The 20,762-nt window shown below is 58.5% G+C and carries 14 protein-coding genes and 2 pseudogenes; 4 read left to right on the plus strand and 12 right to left on the minus strand.

Annotated features, from left to right (window positions below; all coding sequences use genetic code 11):
• Positions 1–2: 2 nt before the first annotated feature.
• The 4 genes and pseudogenes from M0746_RS28270 to rpsU form a co-directional block, all read right to left on the minus strand.
• Positions 3–3,750 (minus strand): annotated as a pseudogene (locus M0746_RS28270) (bifunctional diguanylate cyclase/phosphodiesterase).
• A gap of 126 nt (positions 3,751–3,876) precedes the next feature.
• Positions 3,877–5,724 carry an RNA polymerase sigma factor RpoD gene (gene rpoD, locus M0746_RS28275; RefSeq protein WP_258451372.1) on the minus strand — a complete coding sequence of 616 codons (1,848 nt, stop codon included), beginning with the start codon at positions 5,722–5,724 and terminating at the stop codon, positions 3,877–3,879.
• A 67-nt stretch (positions 5,725–5,791) separates the two neighbouring features.
• Positions 5,792–7,756 (minus strand): DNA primase, encoded by a 1,965-nt coding sequence (dnaG, locus tag M0746_RS28280; RefSeq protein WP_258451373.1) that lies wholly within the window; start codon positions 7,754–7,756, stop codon positions 5,792–5,794.
• 486 nt (positions 7,757–8,242) lie between these two features.
• Positions 8,243–8,458 carry a 30S ribosomal protein S21 gene (rpsU, locus tag M0746_RS28285; protein ID WP_002551877.1) on the minus strand — a complete coding sequence of 72 codons (216 nt, stop codon included), beginning with the start codon at positions 8,456–8,458 and terminating at the stop codon, positions 8,243–8,245.
• Positions 8,459–8,657: 199 nt separating this feature from the next.
• Here rpsU and tsaD point away from each other — a divergent pair, with 199 nt between their 5' ends.
• Complete coding sequence (gene tsaD, locus M0746_RS28290; RefSeq protein ID WP_208939525.1) at positions 8,658–9,683, plus strand: tRNA (adenosine(37)-N6)-threonylcarbamoyltransferase complex transferase subunit TsaD; 1,026 nt, start codon at positions 8,658–8,660, stop codon at positions 9,681–9,683.
• Positions 9,684–9,706: 23 nt separating this feature from the next.
• On the opposite strand, the gene plsY is transcribed toward tsaD, so the two are convergent.
• The gene (plsY, locus tag M0746_RS28295; RefSeq protein ID WP_208939526.1) at positions 9,707–10,276 is read right to left on the minus strand and encodes a glycerol-3-phosphate 1-O-acyltransferase PlsY; all 570 of its coding nucleotides are present in this window, start codon (positions 10,274–10,276) and stop codon (positions 9,707–9,709) included.
• Between the two features lie 74 nt (positions 10,277–10,350).
• Here plsY and folB point away from each other — a divergent pair, with 74 nt between their 5' ends.
• The 3 genes from folB (at position 10,351) to M0746_RS28310 (ending at position 12,515) form a co-directional block, all read left to right on the plus strand.
• Entirely contained in the window at positions 10,351–10,707 is a 357-nt protein-coding gene (gene folB, locus M0746_RS28300) for a dihydroneopterin aldolase (protein ID WP_008085185.1), read from the plus strand.
• A complete protein-coding gene (folK, locus tag M0746_RS28305; protein ID WP_208939527.1) occupies positions 10,698–11,216 on the plus strand; it encodes a 2-amino-4-hydroxy-6-hydroxymethyldihydropteridine diphosphokinase in 519 nt (172 codons plus the stop codon). Before folB ends, folK begins: the two co-directional genes overlap by 10 nt.
• Positions 11,217–11,519: 303 nt before the next feature.
• Complete coding sequence (locus M0746_RS28310; RefSeq protein ID WP_258451374.1) at positions 11,520–12,515, plus strand: IS110 family transposase; 996 nt, start codon at positions 11,520–11,522, stop codon at positions 12,513–12,515.
• 79 nt (positions 12,516–12,594) lie between these two features.
• Here M0746_RS28310 and M0746_RS28315 read toward each other — a convergent pair whose 3' ends face one another.
• From M0746_RS28315 to apaG, 7 genes and pseudogenes are all read right to left on the minus strand, one after another.
• On the minus strand, positions 12,595–13,824 hold the full coding sequence (locus M0746_RS28315; protein WP_208939528.1) for a multifunctional CCA addition/repair protein: 1,230 nt from the start codon (positions 13,822–13,824) through the stop codon (positions 12,595–12,597).
• A gap of 62 nt (positions 13,825–13,886) precedes the next feature.
• Positions 13,887–15,449 carry a SpoVR family protein gene (locus M0746_RS28320; protein ID WP_208939529.1) on the minus strand — a complete coding sequence of 521 codons (1,563 nt, stop codon included), beginning with the start codon at positions 15,447–15,449 and terminating at the stop codon, positions 13,887–13,889.
• The gene (locus M0746_RS28325; RefSeq protein ID WP_090286856.1) at positions 15,446–16,717 is read right to left on the minus strand and encodes a YeaH/YhbH family protein; all 1,272 of its coding nucleotides are present in this window, start codon (positions 16,715–16,717) and stop codon (positions 15,446–15,448) included. Before M0746_RS28325 ends, M0746_RS28320 begins: the two co-directional genes overlap by 4 nt.
• A 117-nt stretch (positions 16,718–16,834) precedes the next feature.
• A complete protein-coding gene (locus tag M0746_RS28330; RefSeq protein ID WP_090286853.1) occupies positions 16,835–18,757 on the minus strand; it encodes a PrkA family serine protein kinase in 1,923 nt (640 codons plus the stop codon).
• 294 nt (positions 18,758–19,051) lie between these two features.
• Positions 19,052–19,380: pseudogene (gene glpE, locus M0746_RS28335) on the minus strand (thiosulfate sulfurtransferase GlpE).
• A 33-nt stretch (positions 19,381–19,413) separates the two neighbouring features.
• Positions 19,414–20,295 carry a symmetrical bis(5'-nucleosyl)-tetraphosphatase gene (locus tag M0746_RS28340; protein WP_258451375.1) on the minus strand — a complete coding sequence of 294 codons (882 nt, stop codon included), beginning with the start codon at positions 20,293–20,295 and terminating at the stop codon, positions 19,414–19,416.
• Positions 20,295–20,675, minus strand: a complete 381-nt coding sequence (gene apaG / locus M0746_RS28345; protein ID WP_258451376.1) for a Co2+/Mg2+ efflux protein ApaG — start codon at positions 20,673–20,675, stop codon at positions 20,295–20,297. Before apaG ends, M0746_RS28340 begins: the two co-directional genes overlap by 1 nt.
• Positions 20,676–20,762 lie beyond the last annotated feature (87 nt).

Consider the following 20,762-nt stretch of genomic DNA (forward strand, 5'->3'; position numbering starts at 1 on the left):
GATTATAGCGACGGTTTCTCGGCTGTGCTATCCGAAAAATCCGATACGGTTACACGCAGAAACGTTGCCGCGAATTCTTCCGGTGGCAGCGGCAGGCTGACGATGTAGCCCTGGATCTGTTCGCAGCCTTCGGCGGCGAGGAATTGTTGTTGTGCCTGGGTTTCGACGCCCTCGGCGATGACGGTGAATTGCATGCTTCGGCCCAGTGCGATGATGGCCCGCACAATGGCCGCATCATGGGGATCGTCGGGCAGGCCGCGGACGAATGACTGGTCGATCTTGAGGATGTCCAGCGGCAGACGCTTCAAGTAGCTGAGCGAGGAATAACCGGTGCCGAAGTCGTCGATCGCCAGTTGCACGCCGAGGTGTTTGAGCTGGTGCAGCACGGCCAGCGCTTCTTCGGCCTGACTCATGATGAAATTCTCGGTAATTTCCAGTTGCAGTAAATCCGGCTGCAGGCGGTTGTCCTTGAGCAGTTGCTCGATGCGTCCGAGCAGATTCGGCTGGCGCAGTTGCGCTCCGGCGAGGTTGACCGACAGCGGGCCGAGGCTGTCGTAGACCTGATTCCATTCGAACATCTGCCGGCACGCCGTCTCGAGCACCCAGTCACCGATCTGCAGAATCATGCCGTTCTCTTCGGCCAGCGGAATGAAATGCTCGGGCGGTACGTCGCCGAACGTCGGGTGACGCCAGCGGATCAACGCTTCGGCGCCGACCAGGCGATGATCGTCGAGGCTGATTTTTGGTTGGTAATACAGGAACAGTTCGTCGCGCTCGATGGCGCGGCGCAGTTCGTGTTCAAGCGCAATGCGTTCGCTGGCCTGGGCGGTGAGGTCGCGGGTGTAGCTTTCGACGCGGTTGCGACCCTTGGCCTTGGAGCGATACATCGCCGCGTCGGCGTTTTTTACCAGTGTGGCGACGTCGCAGCCGTCACGCGGATATAGGCTGGTGCCGATGCTGGCGCTGATGAAGAACTCATGCTCTCCGGCCTGAAACGGTGCGCCAAAGCAATTGAGCAGTTTAATGGCGATGTTGTCGGCATCACTGGCCTGTTGCAGGCCGGGCAGCAAAATGATGAATTCATCGCCGCCCAGGCGCGCAACGGTATCGATATCGCGTAATTGTTCTTTCAAGCGAATGGCGATGCCCTTGAGCAGCAGGTCGCCGACCGGGTGGCCGAGGCTGTCGTTGATGTGTTTGAAACGGTCGAGATCGAGGAACAACACGGCGCCCTGACCGCCGTTTTCCTGCTGACCGTTCAGCGCCATTTGCAAACGGCTCTCGAACAACGTGCGGTTCGGCAGGCCGGTCAGCGGGTCGTGATGCGCCTGGTAATCAAGCTTGGCCTGGGCATGCTTGAGGCTGGAGATGTCGGCGAACACTGCGACAAAGTGGGTGATGAACTTGTCGCGATTGCGCACCGCACTGATGGTCAGCCAGCTCGGGTACAACTCGCCGTTCTTGCGCCGGTTGGAGATCTCGCCTTGCCAGTGGCCTTCGGCGGTCAACTGGTGCCACATCGCCGCGTAAAAGGCGCTGTCATGCAGGCCGGACGCGAGCAGGCGCGGGGTATGGCCAAGCGCTTCGCTTTCGCTGTAACCGGTGATTTCGGTGAAGGCGCGGTTGACTGCGCTGATGTGTTGTTGGGTATCGGTGATCAGCACGCCCTCGGCGGTGCTTTCGAACACGGTGGCGGCCTGCTGCAGTTTTTCCTGCATCAGGTGGCGCTCGGTGATGTCGCGGGCGATGGTCAGCATGCAGTCTTCTTCGCCGATCGGCAGCGGCCGGCTGGACACTTCGCAAAGGCGAATCTGCCCGTCACTGCGGCGGATATGGCAAGTGAAGTCGCGAACGAAGCCATCGCGCTGCAGCAAGTCGAGCATCTGTTTGCGCTCATTGAGATTGACCCAGATGCCCAGATCAAGTGTCGAGCGATCCACCGACATGGCGCTGTTGAAGCCGGTAATCCGGCTGAAGCCCTCGTTGACTTCCAGCAGCAGACCATCGCTTTGGCGCGACAGCAGCAAGCCATCCGGTGAAGCATGGAAAGCCTTGGCGAATTTTTCTTCAGAGGTTTGCAGCTGCTGCTGGGTTTCCTTGAGCTGGGTGATGTCACGCACGACCACCACCAGCGCCGCGGTGGCGTCCAGATCGAATGGCTCGGCGGAAATCAGACCGGTGAACACTTGGCCGTTGTTGCGGCGAAAAGGCATCTCCAGGTTGCGGATGCTGCCCGCCTGCAACCGCTGGAGCAGTCCCGGGCCGACACCGGGAATTCCCCAGATATTCAGATCGGTCGCGGTCTGCCCGAGGACGTCCCCTGGCTTTCAGGCCGATCTGCTCTTCAAACGCTTCGTTGACTTCCAGCAGGCAGCCATCGGACAGGCGCGCGATCACCAGAATATCCGGGCACTGTTCAAAGACCGAGGCGAATTTCTGCTCTGAAAGACGCAGCGCTTCTTCGGTTCGCTTGATTTCGCTGATGTCGATCATCAAACCGCGCATCACCGGTTCATGACCATGTTCGATGAGGCTGACAATGTCGCGCACCCACAGGCAGCGGCCGTCGGCGGTAATCACTCGGTAGTCGACGATGTGATCGCGGCCCTCGCGCAGGGCCTCTTTGCAGTAGTTCTGCGTGCGGGTCAGGTCGGCCGGATGGATGATGTTGTGCCAGAAACCGGGTATCAGCCAATGGGATTGCGGATAACCGAGCAAATTCTCGGCATGGGGCGAGACGTAGCTGTAGGTGAAGTCGCTCATCCGCGCTTCCCAGGCAATAGCCGACAGGCTTTCCACCAAGCCGCGATAGTGATACTCGCTGCTGCGCAATTCCTGTTCGAGGTCGATGCGGCGGGCAATTTCCGAGCTCAAGCGGCGGTTGATGCGGATTACCACGGCAAGAATCGTCACCAACAGCAGTAATCCTGGCAGACCGTAAATCAGCAGATCCGACCAGAATGTCCGGTGATCGAGTACGTTTCCGACCCACTGCTCCTGAATGCTGCTGATCTCGTCCGGGCTCATGTCGGCCAGGACTTTATCGAGAATTCCCACTAGCACCTTGTTCTCGCGAGGTACGGCCATCGCCAATTGGTAGCGATAAGGGGTTTCGCCGCTGACGTAGAGGCCGTCGAGCTTGAGCTGGCGCAGGCTCCAGACGCTGGAAGCAAGATCGCCGACGACTGCGTCGACTTCGTCTGTGGCCAATGCCTGCAACGCCGAGCTGACGTTAGGCATGGCTACCAGGTTCAGATCCGGATGGTGAGTGCGCAGCAGTTCGTGCGGCGCGTAATTTTCCACCACGGCAATTTTCAAACCGTACAGATCGTCTAATTTTCGCGGCTGAGCGCCGCCAACATGGGCGAGGATGACGATCGGAAAGTCCAGATAGGGCCGTGTGAACGACAGGTAAGTCTGGCGTTCAGGGGTCGACATGATTCCGGGCAGTAGATCGATCTTGCCGCTTTTGACCTGTTCCAGCACCACAGTCCAACTGACCGGTTCGATCGGCGTCAATTTGATCGACAGACGTTGGCGAATCACGCCGATATAGTCGGCGGCCAGACCCTGATAGCGGTTCTGATCGTCGCGAAACTCGAAAGGTGGCCACGACGCGTCGACACCCAGGCGTAAGTCCGGGTGTGCCGCCAGCCAGCTGCGTTCTTCATCGGTCAGAGTCAGCGCGTCAGCCGTTGCGGTCCAGATCATCAATGACAGCAAAAAAAGCACGGGCGCCAGTCTGTGCATAACGCTCTCGTTATGGCTCGGGGATGATTGGTTCGAGTGTAGACGCGGTAGGCGGGGGAAGGGCGGTGCGGAGAATTTAATCTGCCATAAAAACAAAACCCCCGGCCTGGGCCGGGGGTTCTGGTATCACTCGTCGAGGAAGGAGCGCAAATGCTCGCTTCGCGTCGGGTGGCGCAGCTTGCGCAGCGCCTTGGCTTCGATCTGACGGATCCGCTCACGCGTTACGTCAAACTGTTTGCCCACCTCTTCGAGCGTGTGGTCGGTGTTCATGTCGATACCGAAACGCATGCGCAGGACCTTGGCTTCACGGGCAGTGAGGCCGGACAGTACTTCGCGAGTCGCTTCTTTCAGGCTCTCAACGGTGGCAACATCGATTGGCGACTGCATGGTCGAGTCTTCGATGAAGTCGCCCAGATGGGAGTCTTCGTCATCACCGATCGGGGTTTCCATGGAGATCGGCTCTTTGGCGATCTTCAATACCTTTCGGATCTTGTCCTCAGGCATTTCCATGCGTTCGCCCAGCTCTTCCGGGGTCGGTTCGCGACCCATTTCCTGCAGCATCTGCCGGGAAATGCGGTTGAGCTTGTTGATCGTCTCGATCATGTGCACCGGAATACGGATGGTGCGGGCCTGGTCGGCGATCGAGCGAGTGATCGCCTGACGGATCCACCAGGTGGCATAAGTCGAGAACTTGTAACCACGACGGTATTCAAACTTGTCCACCGCTTTCATCAGACCGATGTTGCCTTCCTGGATCAGGTCGAGGAACTGCAGGCCGCGGTTGGTGTATTTCTTGGCGATCGAGATCACCAGACGCAGGTTGGCTTCAACCATCTCTTTCTTCGCGCGGCGGGCCTTGGCCTCACCGATCGACATGCGACGGTTGATGTCCTTGATTTCTGCGATGGTCAGACCGGTCTCGGTTTCCAGCGCGATCAGTTTCTGCTGGCAACGAATGATGTCCGGCTGCACGCGACCGATGGCTTCGGCGTACTTGCTCTTGCCTTTGGCCAGGGCGTCGGACCAGCTTTCGTCGACTTCGTTGCCCGGGAACTGACGCAGGAAATCGGCGCGCGGCATACGTGCATCACGTACGCACAGCTGCATGATCGCGCGCTCTTGCTGACGCAGACGATCCAGGGCACTGCGTACACGCTCGACCAGGCCTTCGAATTGCTTCGGCACCAGTTTGATCGGCATGAACAGCTCGGCCAGTGCGAGCAACTCGGCAATCGCTGCCTTGTTGTTGCGACCGTGCTTTTTCAGGGCCTTGCGGGTGATCTCCATCTGGTCGGCCACGGCGCCAAAGCGCTGCGCAGCGATGACCGGATCCGGACCGCTTTCGGCTTCGTCTTCGTCATCGGAAGCTTCGGTATCCTCATCGTCGGTATCGTCGTCGGCCTTGACGGCTTTCGGGTCAACCGGCGGTGGCACTTCTGCCGCTGGCGGCGCAATGCCGTCGTCCGGGTCGATGTAACCGCTCAGGACGTCGGACAGGCGACCACCTTCGGTGGTGACACGCGTGTACTCGGAGAGAATGTGGTCAACCGTGCCAGGGAAGTGCGCGATCGCGCTCATCACTTCACGAATGCCTTCTTCGATCCGCTTGGCGATTTCGATTTCGCCTTCACGAGTCAGAAGCTCTACCGTACCCATTTCACGCATATACATGCGCACAGGGTCAGTGGTGCGACCGATATCGGTCTCCACCGCTGCCAACGCAGCGGCTGCTTCTTCCGCAGCGGCCTCGTCGGTATCGGCGTCGGCCAACATAAGGGCGTCCGCATCCGGAGCACTCTCGTGTACGGGGATCCCCATGTCGTTGATCATGCGGATGATGTCTTCCACCTGCTCAGGATCTGAAATATCCTCGGGCAGGTGGTCGTTGACCTCGGCGTAAGTCAGATACTTCTGCTCACGACCCAGTTTGATCAACTCAATAATACGAGACTGCTGTTGCGCTTTTCCGGACATAACACCCTATCCACTGAAGGTCTTGGCGGGCAAAAAACAAGCCGAGGATTATACCTGAGCTATGACCTCACGCGCCAGTTGAGGTCGGGTTTGATGCGGAAACATTGCGACTTAAAAGGTCGCGCAGTTGATTTTTCTCTTCGACGCTCAGTTCGCTTTGCCGCGCTTTCCTGAGTAACTGTTCGAGATTTCGCTCGCGTTGGCGGGCTGACAAGCTAGTAATGGTGTCGAAAAACTGTTGTTCAAGGTTTTCTCCGTCAATCAGCCACTCCTTTTCTGCCAGTGCCTTGAGCAAGCGTCCCTGTTCAGTGCCGTGCCATCGCGCGATCAACTGAAATGAGTTTAGCTGGGGATTCTTCTGTACGGCTTCGAGCAGTGCCACAAGTAACTGGGCATTGGTCTGATTTTCGTCAGCAATATGCCCGGCATCTTCGACGCGCTTGGCCAATTGCGGATGATGAAGCAGTGTGCGCAGGGCGGTCAGGGTCGGTGATTCGACACCGATCGGCGTGCGCGGACGCTGCTGATCACGATCGCCGCCGCGCTTGCCGTTCTTGTCCCAGGGTTTCTTGTCCCACTTTTTGCCGCCGGCGCCGGGTTTCTTTGGCGTCCACTCCTGCTGCGGCGCATACATGTCCTGTGCCTGCGGCTGATGATAGTCGCCATAGTCCGGCATGGCGTCGTAATCGATGCCTGGATCGTAGGCGGGCGGCGCTTCCTGCGGTGCGCTTTGCGCGAGCTGGCTGACGGTTTCGCTGCTCAGCCCGGTGATTTCGCTCAGGCGCTGACGCATCAGGATCCGCAGGTTAGCCCCCGGCACTTTGTCGATCAGCGGCGCGGCGAGGGTGGCCATGTGGGCCTTGCCTTCGAGCGAGCGCGGGTCGGCTTCTTCGGTCAGTTGCTGGAAAAAATAATCGGCCAGCGGCTGCGCATGCTGATTGATCCGCGCCTTGAAGGCATCGGTGCCCTCGGCGCGAACCAGGGTGTCCGGGTCCTCGCCTTCGGGCAGAAACAGGAATCGCGCACGACGGCCGTCCTGCAGGCACGGCAGAGTGGCTTCCAGTGCGCGCCATGCGGCGTTGCGGCCGGCCTGGTCGCCGTCGAAACAGAACAGCACGTTCGGCACGACACGGAAAAGCCGCTTCAGATGTTCTTCGCTGGTGGCGGTGCCGAGCGTCGCGACGGCATTGCGCAAGCCTTGCTGGGCGAGGGCGATGACGTCCATGTAGCCTTCGACGACGATGATCTCGTCGAGGTTGCGATTGTTCTTGCGGGCTTCATAAAGGCCGTAGAGTTCCTGGCCTTTATGAAATACCGGGGTTTCCGGGGAGTTCAGGTACTTGGGTTTGTCGTCACCCAGTACGCGGCCGCCGAATGCGATGATCCGGCCGCGGGTGTCGCGGATCGGGAACATCACGCGATCGCGGAAGCGGTCATAGCGTTTGCCGGTTTCGGCGTTCTCGATCAGCAGGCCGGCATCGATCATGGCCTTTTGTTGCAGGGTGTCGCTGCTCAAATGCTTGAACAGGTTGTCCCAGCCCGGCGGCGCAAAGCCGAGGCCGAAGTCCCGGGCGATCTCGCCGGTCAGTCCGCGGCCCTTGAGGTAATCCACTGCGGCTTTACGCGCAGGATGGCTCTTGAGTGCCTGCCGGTAAAAATCGGCGGCTGCGGTCAGTAGTGGGTACAACGGCGAATCGGTCGGTTGCCGGGGCTTGCGCTCGCGACCGCTTTCTTCGCGGGGGATTTCCATGCCGGCGGCTTTGGCCAGATCTTCGACGGCCTGGGGGAAATCCAGGTTGTCGTGATCCATCAGAAAGCCGAGGGCATTGCCGCCGGCGCCACAGCCGAAGCAGTAATAGAACTGCTTGTCGGGGCTGACGCTGAATGACGGGGTTTTCTCTTTGTGAAACGGGCAACAGGCGGTGTAGTTCTTGCCGGCCTTCTTCAATTGCACGCGCGAGCTGACCACGTCGACGATGTCGGTGCGGTTCAGCAGGTCGTCAATGAAGCTCTGGGGTATCAGCCCGGCCATGGCGTTCTCGTCGTCTGCGCTGCAAAAAGTCCGTTGCGACAGGCTGTAGGACGCGGGTCTTTGTTGGAAGCGCACAAAATGTGCGGCTCGACCGGTGTCGTCTGCGTGATCGCTGTCGGGAAGTGTATCTGCCGAAAATCCACTGACGTTAATACCTATCAGTCTTCGACTATTTGAAAGTGTTGCGCTGAGTCCGCTGACGGCCGGTAAAAGGCCTCGGATAGCTCAATAAAGCGGGCACGCATGCAGGTGCCTTGGGCTGATCGTCGTAAGAGGAATCAGTGGGTGTGCTCGTCAGTAGCCTTGAAAGGCTCGTCAGAAAAGACGTGCACCGCTGGCAAAAAAGCCAGGCCTGACGCGGTGAAGCGGATTTGTCTCGGTCGCATCTGCGGCGTCGACGGTGAAGCATCAAGCGTTTTACGCAAATGCCATTAGCCCGGCAGTGAGCCGGGCTTAGGCAAGAAGCTTGCTACGAACGTCTGTGTATTAGTACAGACGAACGGCGCGGCGCTGTTCGCGCTGAACTTTCTTGGCGTGACGCTTGACAGCAGCTGCTGCCTTGCGCTTACGCTCAGAAGTTGGCTTCTCGTAAAATTCGCGGCTACGAACTTCAGCCAGTACACCGGCTTTTTCGCAGGAGCGCTTGAAACGACGCAGAGCTACGTCGAAGGGTTCGTTCTCTTTTACTTTGACGGCTGGCATCCAGAGCTACCTTCATTCATTACCGGGGTCAACATCCTCGCGGCAAAAGAGCACTTGAAGACGTCGGTTTTTAAGGGTTGCGGATGTTAACCCCTCATCGCTCGGAATGCAAAGCCTCTGATCGAAAACCGCTGGTCGGGGCATCCCGCGGCGACTATTATGCGCGCCTTCGAATTCAGCCTAAACAAGGCGCAAACCCATGCTAGTACTGGGATTAGAAACCTCCTGCGACGAAACCGGCGTCGCATTATATGACAGCGAACGCGGTCTGCTGGCCGACGCGCTGTTCAGCCAGATCGACCTGCACCGCGCTTACGGCGGAGTAGTGCCCGAGCTGGCCTCGCGTGACCACGTCAAACGCATGCTGCCCTTGATCCGTCAGGTGTTGGCCGAAGCCGACTGCGTGCCCACCGAGATCGATGCGATCGCCTATACCGCAGGTCCCGGCCTGGTTGGCGCGCTTCTGGTCGGTGCGTCTTGCGCTCAGGCGCTGGCGTTCGCCTGGGGGATTCCGGCGCTTGGCGTGCACCACATGGAAGGCCATCTGCTGGCGCCGATGCTGGAGCCGAAACCGCCGCAATTCCCGTTCGTCGCTTTGTTGGTCTCCGGCGGGCATACGCAGCTGGTTCAGGTCGATGGCATCGGCCAATACAGCCTGCTCGGCGAGACGCTCGACGATGCCGCCGGCGAAGCGTTCGACAAAACCGCGAAGATGATGGGGCTCAATTATCCCGGCGGTCCGGAAATCGCCAAGTTGGCTGAAAAGGGCACTGCAGGACGTTTCACTTTCCCGCGTCCGATGTGTGATCGCCCGGGCCTGGATTTCAGCTTCAGCGGCCTGAAAACCTTCGCCCTCAATACCTGGCAGCAATGCGTCAGCGCCGGGGACGACGGCGAGCAAGCCCGCAGCGACATTGCGCTGGCGTTCCAGCAGGCCGTGGTGGAGACTTTGACCATCAAGTGCAAGCGCGCGCTGAAACAGGCGGGCATGAAGCGTCTGGTGATCGCGGGTGGCGTCAGTGCCAACAAGGCTTTGCGGGTTTCCCTGGAAAAAATGCTCGGCGACATGAAAGGCGATGTGTTTTATGCGCGCCCGGAATTCTGCACCGACAATGGCGCAATGATCGCCTTCGCCGGTTGCCAGCGGCTGAAGGCCGGTCAGCAGGAAACCCTGGCGATCAGCGTGCAGGCGCGCTGGCCGATGGAGCAGTTGTCGGCGTTGTGATGAACGGCGCTCGACGGCGTTATTTAGAAATGCCGTTCGCGCCCGGCAAACAGGTCGCGTAGATTGCCGCGGTGGCGCCAGACAATCAGTAGCGTCAGCGCGCTCATCGGCAGCAGTGCCGCCGGTTCCTGCCAGGCCAGCAACGGCAGGGTCAGCGGCGTGGCAATCAGCGCCGCCAACGAGCTGGTGCGGGTCAGGTAGAACGTCAGCAACCAGGCGCAAACGGCCAGCAGCGCGGCGGGCGGATACAGGCCCAGCAGCATGCCGGCAGCGGTGGCGACGCCTTTGCCGCCGCGGAAGCGGAAATACAGCGGGAACAGGTGACCGATTACGGCACATACGCCGATCCACGCCTGATCCTGCAGCGAAAGGCCCACAGCCGCTGCCATGAGTACCGGCAGCAAGCCTTTGCACAGATCACCCAGCAGGGTCAGGATCGCCAGTTTGCGACCGGCCAGGCGCAGCATGTTCGTGGCGCCGGCATTACCCGAGCCACTCATTCGCGGGTCCGGATTTCCGGTCAGGCGGCTGAGCAAAATGGCGAAGGACAGCGAGCCGAGCAGGTAGGCGAGAATCGCCAGTAACCAAAACATGCTAACTATTCCGGGCGAGGACGCCCTGATTCTAACGGCGCATTGCGCCCTTGTCGTGCAGCGGAGAGAAGTGCTTGGACAGAGTGTTTATCGAGGGCCTGGAAGTCGACACCGTCATTGGTGCCTATGACTGGGAGCGCGGCATCCGCCAGTGCCTGCGACTTGATCTGAGCTTCGCCTGGGACAATCGCCCGGCCGCTGCCGGTGACGACCTGACCCTGGCGCTTGACTACGCCAGCGTTTCTACGCGCATTCAGGCCTTTGCCGAGCAGGCGCAGTTTCAGTTGGTCGAGACCTTCGCCGAGCGTCTGGTCGAAGTGCTCATGAACGAATTCAACATCACTTGGGTTCGTCTGAAACTGACCAAGCCCGGCGCGGTACCAGCGGCCAAGGGCGGCGTGGGTGTGGAGATCGAGCGCGGATGTCGCTGACTCAGGTCTACCTCGGGCTCGGTAGTAATATCGACCGTGAAACTCATTTGCGCGCCGGGCTCGACGCTTTGGCGACATTCCTGGTGGATATCCGCTGTTCGGCGGTGTTCGAAAGCCAGCCGGTGGGCATTAAGAGCGGTCCTTTTTTCAATTTCGTGGTATCGGCGCAAACCGATCTACCGCTGATGGAGCTGGATCGGCGGCTGAAATTCATCGAGGCGGACAATGGCCGCTATGCTCCGGATCGCAAAGGATTGCCACTGGATATAGACGTGCTGTTGTACGGCGATCTGGCCGGCAATTTCGATGGTTTGGTACTGCCGCGGGCAGAAATTCTGAAAAATGCGTTTGTGCTGTGGCCGTTGTCGCTGATTGCACCGGATCGGGTGCATCCGGGTGTGGGAAAAAGCTTCGCGACGCTGTGGGCCGAGGCGCAGATTGATCAGGTATTGGCGCCGGTGGCATTCGACTGGCGAGGGCAGCAGCTTACGCCTCCGGATTTGCACTGAGCTCAGGGGCGCTATCGCGAGCAGGCTCACTCCTTGTATGTTGCCCTCACACCAGTCGATTGAGATCTAAGCTCGCTGGTGCGGACATACGAAGATGTGTTTCTGGGGGAGACCGATCACTCCTAAAGGCAGGACTTGCTCCTGACCTTGTCTGTAGAGAGGTCCCCCCGCCTCATTGCCCACCACGAAGAGTATCGAGAAGCCGACAAGTCGGACTTCGCATTACAAGGTTGCAGTGGCATGAAGTTCGAGGTCAGGGGAACCAGGATGCATTTCTAACCCAGTTCACTCGGAGTTGAAAGCATGAGCATGCATGTCGGTTTGGATGTGGGGTCTCGCACGACCGCCATGGGCTGGCGCAACGACGGCCGTTTTGCAGGTGCCTGCAACATCGACCAAACGCCCGCCGGGCGCAAAGCAGCGGTCAACAGATTGCTCGAGCTCAAGCCTTTATCCGTAGTGATGGAGGCCACCGGCATCTATTACCTGGATTTGGCCATGGAACTCACTGCGGCGGGTTTGCCCGTTTCGGTTATCAACCCGAAGAGCTTTCATAACTTTGCCAAGCTGATGTTGAAAAACAGCAAAACCGATGCGATTGATGCCCAGTTGCTAGCTGAATACGGCGAACGCATGAGCCCAAAATTGTGGACGCCGCCCACGACCATACAGCTGGAACTGCGGGCTATCGGAAGGCATATCAATCGTTTGACGTGTCATCGCACCCGAGCCAAGAACGAGCTGCATGCGCTCAAAGCTACTCAAACATCCGTGAAAATGCTGATTGAAGACGAAGAAGAAGCCATTGAAGCTTTTGACAAGCGAATCGAGCGTTTCAGGCTCGCAGGTCGGGCGCTGATCGACAATTGCCCAACCCTAAGCGCCCAGTTCGGGCACATGATCGCAGCGCCAGGCATGGGCGAAATTTCAGTATTTTCGGCATTGGCTGAATTGACGACCTTGCCAGTGACGCTTAAGTCCGCCCAGGTCAGCCGACATGCAGGGCTCGATGTGCGGCTTACGCAATCAGGTACCAGCATCGATAAACCTGGACGGATAAGTAAGGGCGGAAACGCCTACCTACGCTCAGCGATGTATATGCCAGCGCTGACTGCCATACGTTGCGACAGTAACGTGAAAGCTTTTTACGAAGCCTTGATCGGGCGAGGGAAAAGAAAGATGCAGGCCATCATCGCCGTCATGCGCAAATACCTGACCGGCTTGTGGGCCTGTATGCGAGCCGGCGAAGATTTCAATACGGCCAAGCTTTTTAGCGAGAAACACCTCGCAAAAGCTTGACCGTGAACAGAGTATCTACAGGGGGGCGCGTTCCAAAATGTGGGAGTGAGTCGGCTCAGGGCTGTGGTCCGACGAAGCTTTATGCAGACGCCGCGTCTTTATAGGCTTTCAGCACCTTTAGTCGTTCGCGCTTCAGCGCTTCGCCCAGCGCCGGTCCCTTGAATCCCTTTTCCAGCAACGGCTGCACCGCCACACCGCGCGCTGCGGTTGCAGCACCGCGCAAATAATCCGCCTGTGGATAACTCCGCTGCTCCAGGCCTTTGCGGCCACGGGCGTCCATTTCGCAGGCAGCAATAAACTCCTCAAAACGCTGCGGGCGACGGTAGACATCGAAGCTTTGCAGCAACTCCAGCAGTGTCGAAGCCTTCAATTCCAGCGCCCGGTGACCATGGGTGTGGTACTGGCCGACCAGCAGCGCCAATTCCTGACAATCCTTTGGTGCCTTGAAGCGCTCGTTGACTGCTTTGATCAGCTTCAACCCAGTGTGCTCGTGGGCAATGTGTCGTGGCCACTCTTCTTCTGGCGTCAGCCCTTTGCCGAGATCGTGCAGCAGACAGGCCCAGCGTACCGTCAGCGGTTGTTTGTGCAGGGCCGCCTGTTGCAGCACGCTGAGGGTGTGCAGCCCGGTGTCGATTTCCGGGTGGTGTGCTTCCGGTTGCGGCACGCCGAACAGCGCGTCGACCTCCGGCATCAACACTTTCAGCGCGCCGCAGTCGCGCAGCACCTCAATGAATACTTGCGGCTGATTTTCCAGTAATGCCCGGGAAATTTCCTTCCAGCTACGTTCAGCGGTCAAGGCTTGCAGTTCACCGGATTCGCTGAGCTGGCGCATCAGCTCCAGCGTTTCTGGTGCAACCGTAAAGCCCAGGCCTGCATAACGCGCGGCGAAGCGGGCAACGCGCAGCACACGCAAAGGATCTTCGGCGAATGCCGGGGAAACGTGGCGCAGGATTCGCGCTTCGAGATCGCGCTGGCCATGGTACGGATCGGTCAGATTCTGCTGATCGTCCTCGGCCATGGCATTAATGGTCAGGTCGCGGCGGATCAGGTCTTCTTCGAGGGTCACCTCGGGGCTTGCGTAAAACGTGAAGCCGCCATAACCACGGCCACTCTTGCGTTCCGTACGGGCGAGGGCGTATTCCTCGCCGGTTTTCGGGTGTAAAAACACCGGAAAATCCGCGCCAACCGGGCGGAAGCCCTGAGCGAGCATTTCTTCGGTCGTTGCGCCGACGACGACCCGGTCGATATCGGTGACCGGCAACCCCAACAAGCGATCACGTACCGCGCCGCCAACCTTGTAAACCTGCATAAAAAACCTCCGTTAGCCCGACAGGATAACCCTTGCGTCAGACTTTCGGAGGCCGAACCGGCTTAAAGATGTATCACGGCCAGATCGAGTCGACCGTAATCCCCTTCGCTGTGTTCACTGCGAGGCGGAACGTGATGGGTTTTCATGATCTGGTCGCCCTGCAGGGTTTCCAGGTGAATGTCGAAGCCCCAGAGTCGGTGCAGGTGTTTGAGCACCTCGTCAGTGGAATCGCCCAACGGTTTGCGATCGTGCTGCTGGTGGCGCAGTGTCAGTGAACGGTCGCCGCGTCGATCAATGCTGTAGATCTGCACGTTCGGTTCACGATTACCGAGGTTGTACTGCGCCGCCAGGGTTTCGCGGATGATCCGATAGCCGCTTTCGTCATGAATGGCTGGCACGAGCAGGTCGTCTTTCTGGTCATCGTCGAGAATGCTGAACAGTTTCAGGTCGCGAATCACTTTCGGCGACAGGTACTGCAGGATGAAACTCTCATCCTTGAAGCTGCTCATGGCGAACTTGATGGTCGACAGCCAATCGGTCCCGGCGATTTCCGGGAACCAGCGACGGTCTTCCTCGGTAGGCTCTTCGCACATGCGGCGAATGTCGCGATACATGGCAAAACCCAGCGCGTACGGGTTGATGCCGCTGTAATAGGGGCTGTCAAAACCTGGCTGGAACACCACGCTGGTGTGTGAAGTGAGGAATTCCATCATGAAACCGTCGGTGACCAGCCCTTCGTCGTACAGGTCGTTCATCAAGGTGTAATGCCAGAACGTTGCCCAGCCTTCGTTCATCACTTGGGTCTGGCGCTGTGGATAGAAATACTGGGCTATCTTGCGCACGATGCGCACGATCTCGCGTTGCCATGGCTCCAGCAGCGGCGCGTGCTTTTCGATGAAGTAAAGGATGTTTTCCTGCGGCTCGGCCGGGAAGCGTGCGTTGTCCTTGTCGCTGTACTTGTCCGCACCTTTTGGAATGGTGCGCCACAGATCGTTGATCTGTTTCTGCATATGCTCTTCGCGATCTTTCTGCCGGCGCCGCTCTTCTTCGGCCGAGATCGGATAGGGACGCTTGTAACGGTCGACGCCGTAGTTCATGAGTGCATGGCAGGAATCGAGCAGGTCTTCCACGGCATCGATGCCGTGGCGCTCCTCGCATTGCATGATGTACTGCTTGGCGAACACCAGGTAGTCAATGATCGAACTGGCATCAGTCCAGGTGCGGAACAGATAGTTGCCCTTGAAGAAACTGTTGTGACCATAACAAGCGTGTGCCACCACCAGCGCCTGCATGCAGATGGTGTTCTCTTCCATCAGATAGGCAATGCACGGATCGGAGTTGATCACAATTTCGTAGGCCAGGCCCATCTGCCCGCGGCTGTAGGATTTCTCGGTGCTGAGGAAGTGCTTGCCGTAGGACCAGTGGTGGTAACCCAGCGGCATGCCCACCGAAGCATAGGCGTCCATCATTTGTTCGGCGGTAATCACTTCGATCTGGTTGGGATAAGTGTCCAGAGCATAGCGGGCCGCAATCCGAGCGATTTCGCGGTCGTAGGTCTGGATCAGCTCGAACGTCCATTCCGAGCCGGTGGAAATGGGTTGGCGCTTCTGCTCTTTGGCGGTCATGTCACTAACCTGCGCTGGAAGAGTTCACGGAAGACCGGATAGATATCTCCGGCCGAGACCAGTTGCTGCTGGGCAAACGTGTCAGAAAAGGCTTCGGCGATGCGTTCGTATTCGTACCACAAGGCCTGATGTTCGCGCGGGGTAATCTCCACGTAAGTGTAGTACTGCACAAACGGCATGATCTGGTTGATCAGGATGTCACGGCAGATCGGCGAGTCATCGTTCCAGTTGTCGCCGTCCGACGCCTGAGCGGCATAGATGTTCCACTCGTTGCTCGGATAACGCTCGGCCATGATTTCCTGCATCAGTTTCAAGGCGCTGGAAACGATGGTGCCGCCGGTTTCTCGCGAGTAGAAGAACTCTTCTTCATCAACTTCCCGGGCGCTGGTGTGATGGCGGATGAACACCACGTCGATCTTGTCGTAATTGCGCTTGAGAAACAGGTACAAGAGGATGAAGAAGCGCTTGGCGATGTCCTTGGTCGCTTGGGTCATCGAGCCGGAAACGTCCATCAGGCAGAACATCACGGCTTTCGAACTGGGGTTCGGCTGCTTGATCAGCAGGTTGTATTTCAAATCGAAGGTGTCGAGGAACGGTACGCGATGGATGCGCGCGCTGAGTTTTTCGATTTCCGCTTCCAGTTCCTGAATATCGCCGAAGTTGTCCGGCTCTTCGCGTCTCAGGCGCTCCAGCTCGGCTTTGACTTCGCGCAGTTTCGCCCGGCTGCTGCCGGACAGGGCGATACGCCGGGCATGCGCCGAGCGCAAGGTGCGGATGATATTGATGCGGGACGGGTTGCCTTCGTTGCTGATCCCGGCGCGCACGGTTTTGAAGGTGTCGGTGCCGCTGAGGTTGCGTTTGACCAGATTCGGCAGTTCGAGGTCTTCGAACATGAACTCGAGGAATTCTTCCTGGGTGATCTGGAAGACAAACTCGTCCATGCCCTCGCCGGAGTTGCCGGCCTTGCCCGGACCGCGTCCGCCACCACCACCTGGTGGACGGGCGATGTGCTCGCCGGCGGTGAATTCCTTGTTGCCGGGGTGGACCACGGTCTGTTTGCCGCCACGACCGTGATGAAGTACCGGTTCGTCGATGTCGCGACCGGGAATGCTGATCTGTTCGCCGTGTTCCATATCGGTGATGGAACGCCGGCTGACCGCCTCTTCGACGGCCTTCTTGATGTGGTCACGGTAACGCCGCAGGAAACGCTGACGGTTTACCGTGCTCTTGTTCTTGCCATTGAGGCGTCGGTCGATCACATAGCTCATAGGCCCCTCCGGGGAGCTTCAAGTTTTGAGCTGCAAGCTGCAAGTAGAAGCGAATGGCCCTGATTCAGGGGTTACGCGCTCTTTCTTGCAGCTTGTGGCTTGTAGCTTGCAGCTGCCTCACTGCGACTTGCGGACCCGCAGGTACCATTCGGACAGCAGTCGTACCTGTTTATCGGTGTAGCCACGTTCAACCATGCGTGTGACGAAGTCGTTGTGTTTTTGCTGGTCCTCCTTGCTGGCCTTGGCGTTGAAGCTGATGACGGGCAGCAGATCCTCTGTGTTCGAGAACATTTTCTTCTCGATGACCACCCGCAGTTTTTCGTAGCTGAGCCAGGTCGGGTTCTTGCCGTTGTTGTTGGCCCGTGCGCGCAGCACGAAGTTGACGATCTCGTTGCGGAAATCCTTCGGGTTGCTGATGCCGGCCGGTTTTTCGATTTTCTCCAGTTCTTCGTTCAGCGCGACGCGGTTGAGGATTTCGCCGGTTTCCGGGTCGCGGTACTCCTGATCCTGAATCCAGAAGTCCGCGTAGAGCACGTAGCGGTCGAAGATGTTCTGACCGTATTCGCTGTAGGACTCGAGGTAGGCAGTCTGGATTTCCTTGCCGATGAACTCGATGTAGCGCGGTGCGAGGTATTCCTTCAGATACCGCAGATAGCGCTCGCGGGTCTCGGCCTGGAACTGTTCCTGTTCGATCTGCTGTTCCAGCACATAAAGCAGGTGCACCGGGTTGGCGGCGATTTCATGCGGGTCGAAGTTGAACACCTTGGACAGGATCTTGAAGGCGAAGCGGGTCGACAGGCCGTTCATGCCTTCGTCGACACCGGCCGAGTCGCGGTATTCCTGAATCGACTTGGCCTTCGGATCGGTGTCCTTGAGGTTTTCACCGTCGTAGACGCGCATCTTCGAATAGATGTTGGAGTTTTCCGGCTCCTTGAGGCGCGACAGCACGGTGAACTGCGCCAGCATCTTCAGGGTGTCCGGCGCACAGTGCGCCTTGGCCAGTGAACTGTTGAACAGCAGTTTGTCGTAGATCTTCACTTCGTCACTGACGCGCAGGCAATACGGCACTTTGACGATGTAGATCCGGTCGATGAACGCTTCGTTGTTCTTGTTGTTGCGGAAGGTATGCCACTCCGATTCGTTGGAGTGCGCGAGCAGGATGCCGGTGAACGGAATTGCGCCAAGACCTTCGGTACTGTTGTAGTTACCTTCCTGAGTGGCGGTCAGCAGCGGGTGCAGCACCTTGATCGGTGCCTTGAACATTTCGACGAATTCCATCAGGCCCTGGTTGGCCCGGCACAGCGCACCGGAATAGCTGTAGGCGTCGGCGTCGTTCTGTGGGTATTCCTCGAGTTTGCGGATGTCGACTTTACCGACCAGTGCGGAAATGTCCTGGTTGTTCTCGTCACCCGGTTCGGTCTTGGCCACCGCGATCTGATTGAGGATCGACGGATACAGCTTGACCACCCGGAACTGACTGATGTCACCGCCGAATTCGGCCAGGCGCTTGGTCGCCCATGGCGACATGATGGTATTGAGGTAGCGCCGCGGGATACCGAAGTCTTCCTCGAGGATCGCGCCATCTTCGGTGGCGTTGAACAGACCCAGTGGCGATTCGAATACCGGCGAGCCCTTGATCGCATAAAAGGGCACTTTTTCAATCAGCTGTTTCAGCTTCTCGGCCAGGGACGATTTACCGCCGCCGACGGGGCCGAGCAGATAAAGGATCTGTTTCTTCTCTTCCAGGCCCTGCGCGGCATGGCGGAAATACGAGACGATCTGGTCGATGCATTCTTCCATCCCGTGGAAGTCTTCAAAGGCCGGATAGCGGCGAATCACCTTGTTGGAGAAGATGCGCGACAGCCTCGAGTTGGTCGAAGTGTCGAGCAGTTCCGGTTCGCCAATCGCCAGCAGCAGACGTTCGGCAGCGGATACGTAGGCGCTGCGATCCTTTTTGCACAGTTCCAGGTATTCCTGCAGAGAGAATTCTTCCTGGCGTGTGGATTCGAAGCGTTGTTGGAAGTGGCTAAAGATACTCATGACGTCACCTCGCTCGATACGTGGAGCCGACGCCGGATCACTCAGTCGATGCTGGCAACAGCCACAGTGGCAGCCGTTGTTTACCCCCCAGAACTCTCCCGCAGTGGACAACCACGGAAGCTACTCCCGATGACCCGTGCGCCGGTGTACCGGCTCTCCCCTGTTTTGGATGGCCTGCGCTTAAGGATAGTTGGGAATTCGAGAGGTAAAGGCGAGATACGTAATTAGTTGTGGCAGACCGTTCGTCTGCCTCGCGCAGGCCCACGGAAGCCGGGGGCTGCGCGTGACAAAAAATTATTCGGCGGTGCCTTGGGCGGTTTCCGCAGGATAAGTCGTACGCCACAGCTCAAAGCCGCCGTCCATGCTGTAGACGTCCGAGAAGCCTTGGCTGATCAGGTAGGCCGCAGCGCCCTGGCTGGAATTGCCGTGGTAGCAGACCACCACGGTCGGTGCATCGAGGTCGGCGCCCTGAATGAAGGCGTGCAGCGAATGGTTGTCCAGGTGCTTCGAGCCGCTGATGTGCAGGGCGGCAAAAGTCGCCGGGTCACGCACGTCGACTACGACTGCGCCTTGTTCACGAAGGGCCTGGGCCTGTTCCGGGGGATTCGTTTGAAATCGGTCATGGCAGTGTTCCTGTGCTCAACTGATAGCGCAGTCTAACGCGGCGCGTTGACTGGCGAAATTTCGGGTAGGGATGGCGTGACTGAAGGTGCGAGTCCGCCACGTTCATCGCATTTGCACGACAGGCGTTCACCGCTGTCGACGTTCATCAGGGTCAGGCTGCCACCCCAGACACAGCCGGTGTCCAGCGCCGAGATACCCGGCTCGTGGATATTGCCTTCCAGCGCCGCCCAGTGACCGAAGATGATGCGCAGGCCGCGGGTCTTGCGTTCCTTGTGCTGAAACCACGGTTTATAGCCGGGCGGAGCAGCGTCGAGGCCTTCCTTGCTTTTGAGGTCGAGTTTGCCTTCGGCGGTGCAGAAGCGCATGCGCGTGAAATAGTTGGTGATGACGCGCAAGCGCTCGACACCTTTGAGGTCGCTGTCCCATTTCGCCGGATCGTTGCCGTACATGCCATCGAGAAAGGCCGGCAGCATGTTGTCATCGCGCAACGCCGTCTCGACTTCGGCGGCGCACTTCAGGGCGCGGCGCAGCGACCATTGCGGTGGAATGCCGGCGTGAACCATGGCGACATCGCGTTGCTCGTCGTAGTGCATGAGTTTTTGCTGGCGCACCCATTCGAGCAGTTCGGCGCAGTCCGGCGCTTCGATGATTTCACGCAAGGTGTCGGATTTTTTCAGGCGCTCGATGTTTTTCGCGGCGGCGAGCAGATGCAGATCGTGATTGCCGAGTACGCAAACCAGCGACTCGCGCATGTTGTGCAGAAAGCGCAGCGTTTCCAGCGATTGCGGGCCACGGTTGACCAGGTCGCCCACCAGCCAGAGTCGATCGAGTTGCGGATCGAACGCCACTTGCTTGAGCAGGCATTTGAGCGGTTCGAGGCAGCCTTGCAGGTCGCCGACGGCATACGTCGTCATCAGTGCAGGGCTCCGGGCACCGCGAGGCGGAACGGTTTGATGATTGCATCGAAGCGCTTGCCATCCTCGGCGAGCATTTGATAAGTGCCCTGCATGGTGCCGACCTTGGTGGTCATCACGGTGCCGCTGGTGTAGACGTGGTTCTTGCCTGCGTCGATCAACGGTTGCAGGCCCACGACCCCTTCACCCCGTACTTCTTCGACATGGCCGTCACCGTCAGTAATCACCCAGTGCCTGGACATAAGCTTGGCGGGAATCTGACCGTTGTTCTGCACAGTGATGGTGTAGGCGAAAGCGAAGCGGTCATTTTCGGGTTGCGATTGTTCTGCCAGATAGCGGGTGACGACGCTGACATCAACCTTATAACGGGAATCGGACATGCAAAAAGGCCTTAACGAAGCGGAACGCGGGGCGTAGCTGATGGGGAATCAGTCTAGGCAAGTATCGGGCAGTAAACCAGAGTGGTG

This window comes from Pseudomonas sp. S11P7 (genome assembly GCF_023195435.1).
Lineage (GTDB): Bacteria > Pseudomonadota > Gammaproteobacteria > Pseudomonadales > Pseudomonadaceae > Aquipseudomonas > Aquipseudomonas fluorescens_G.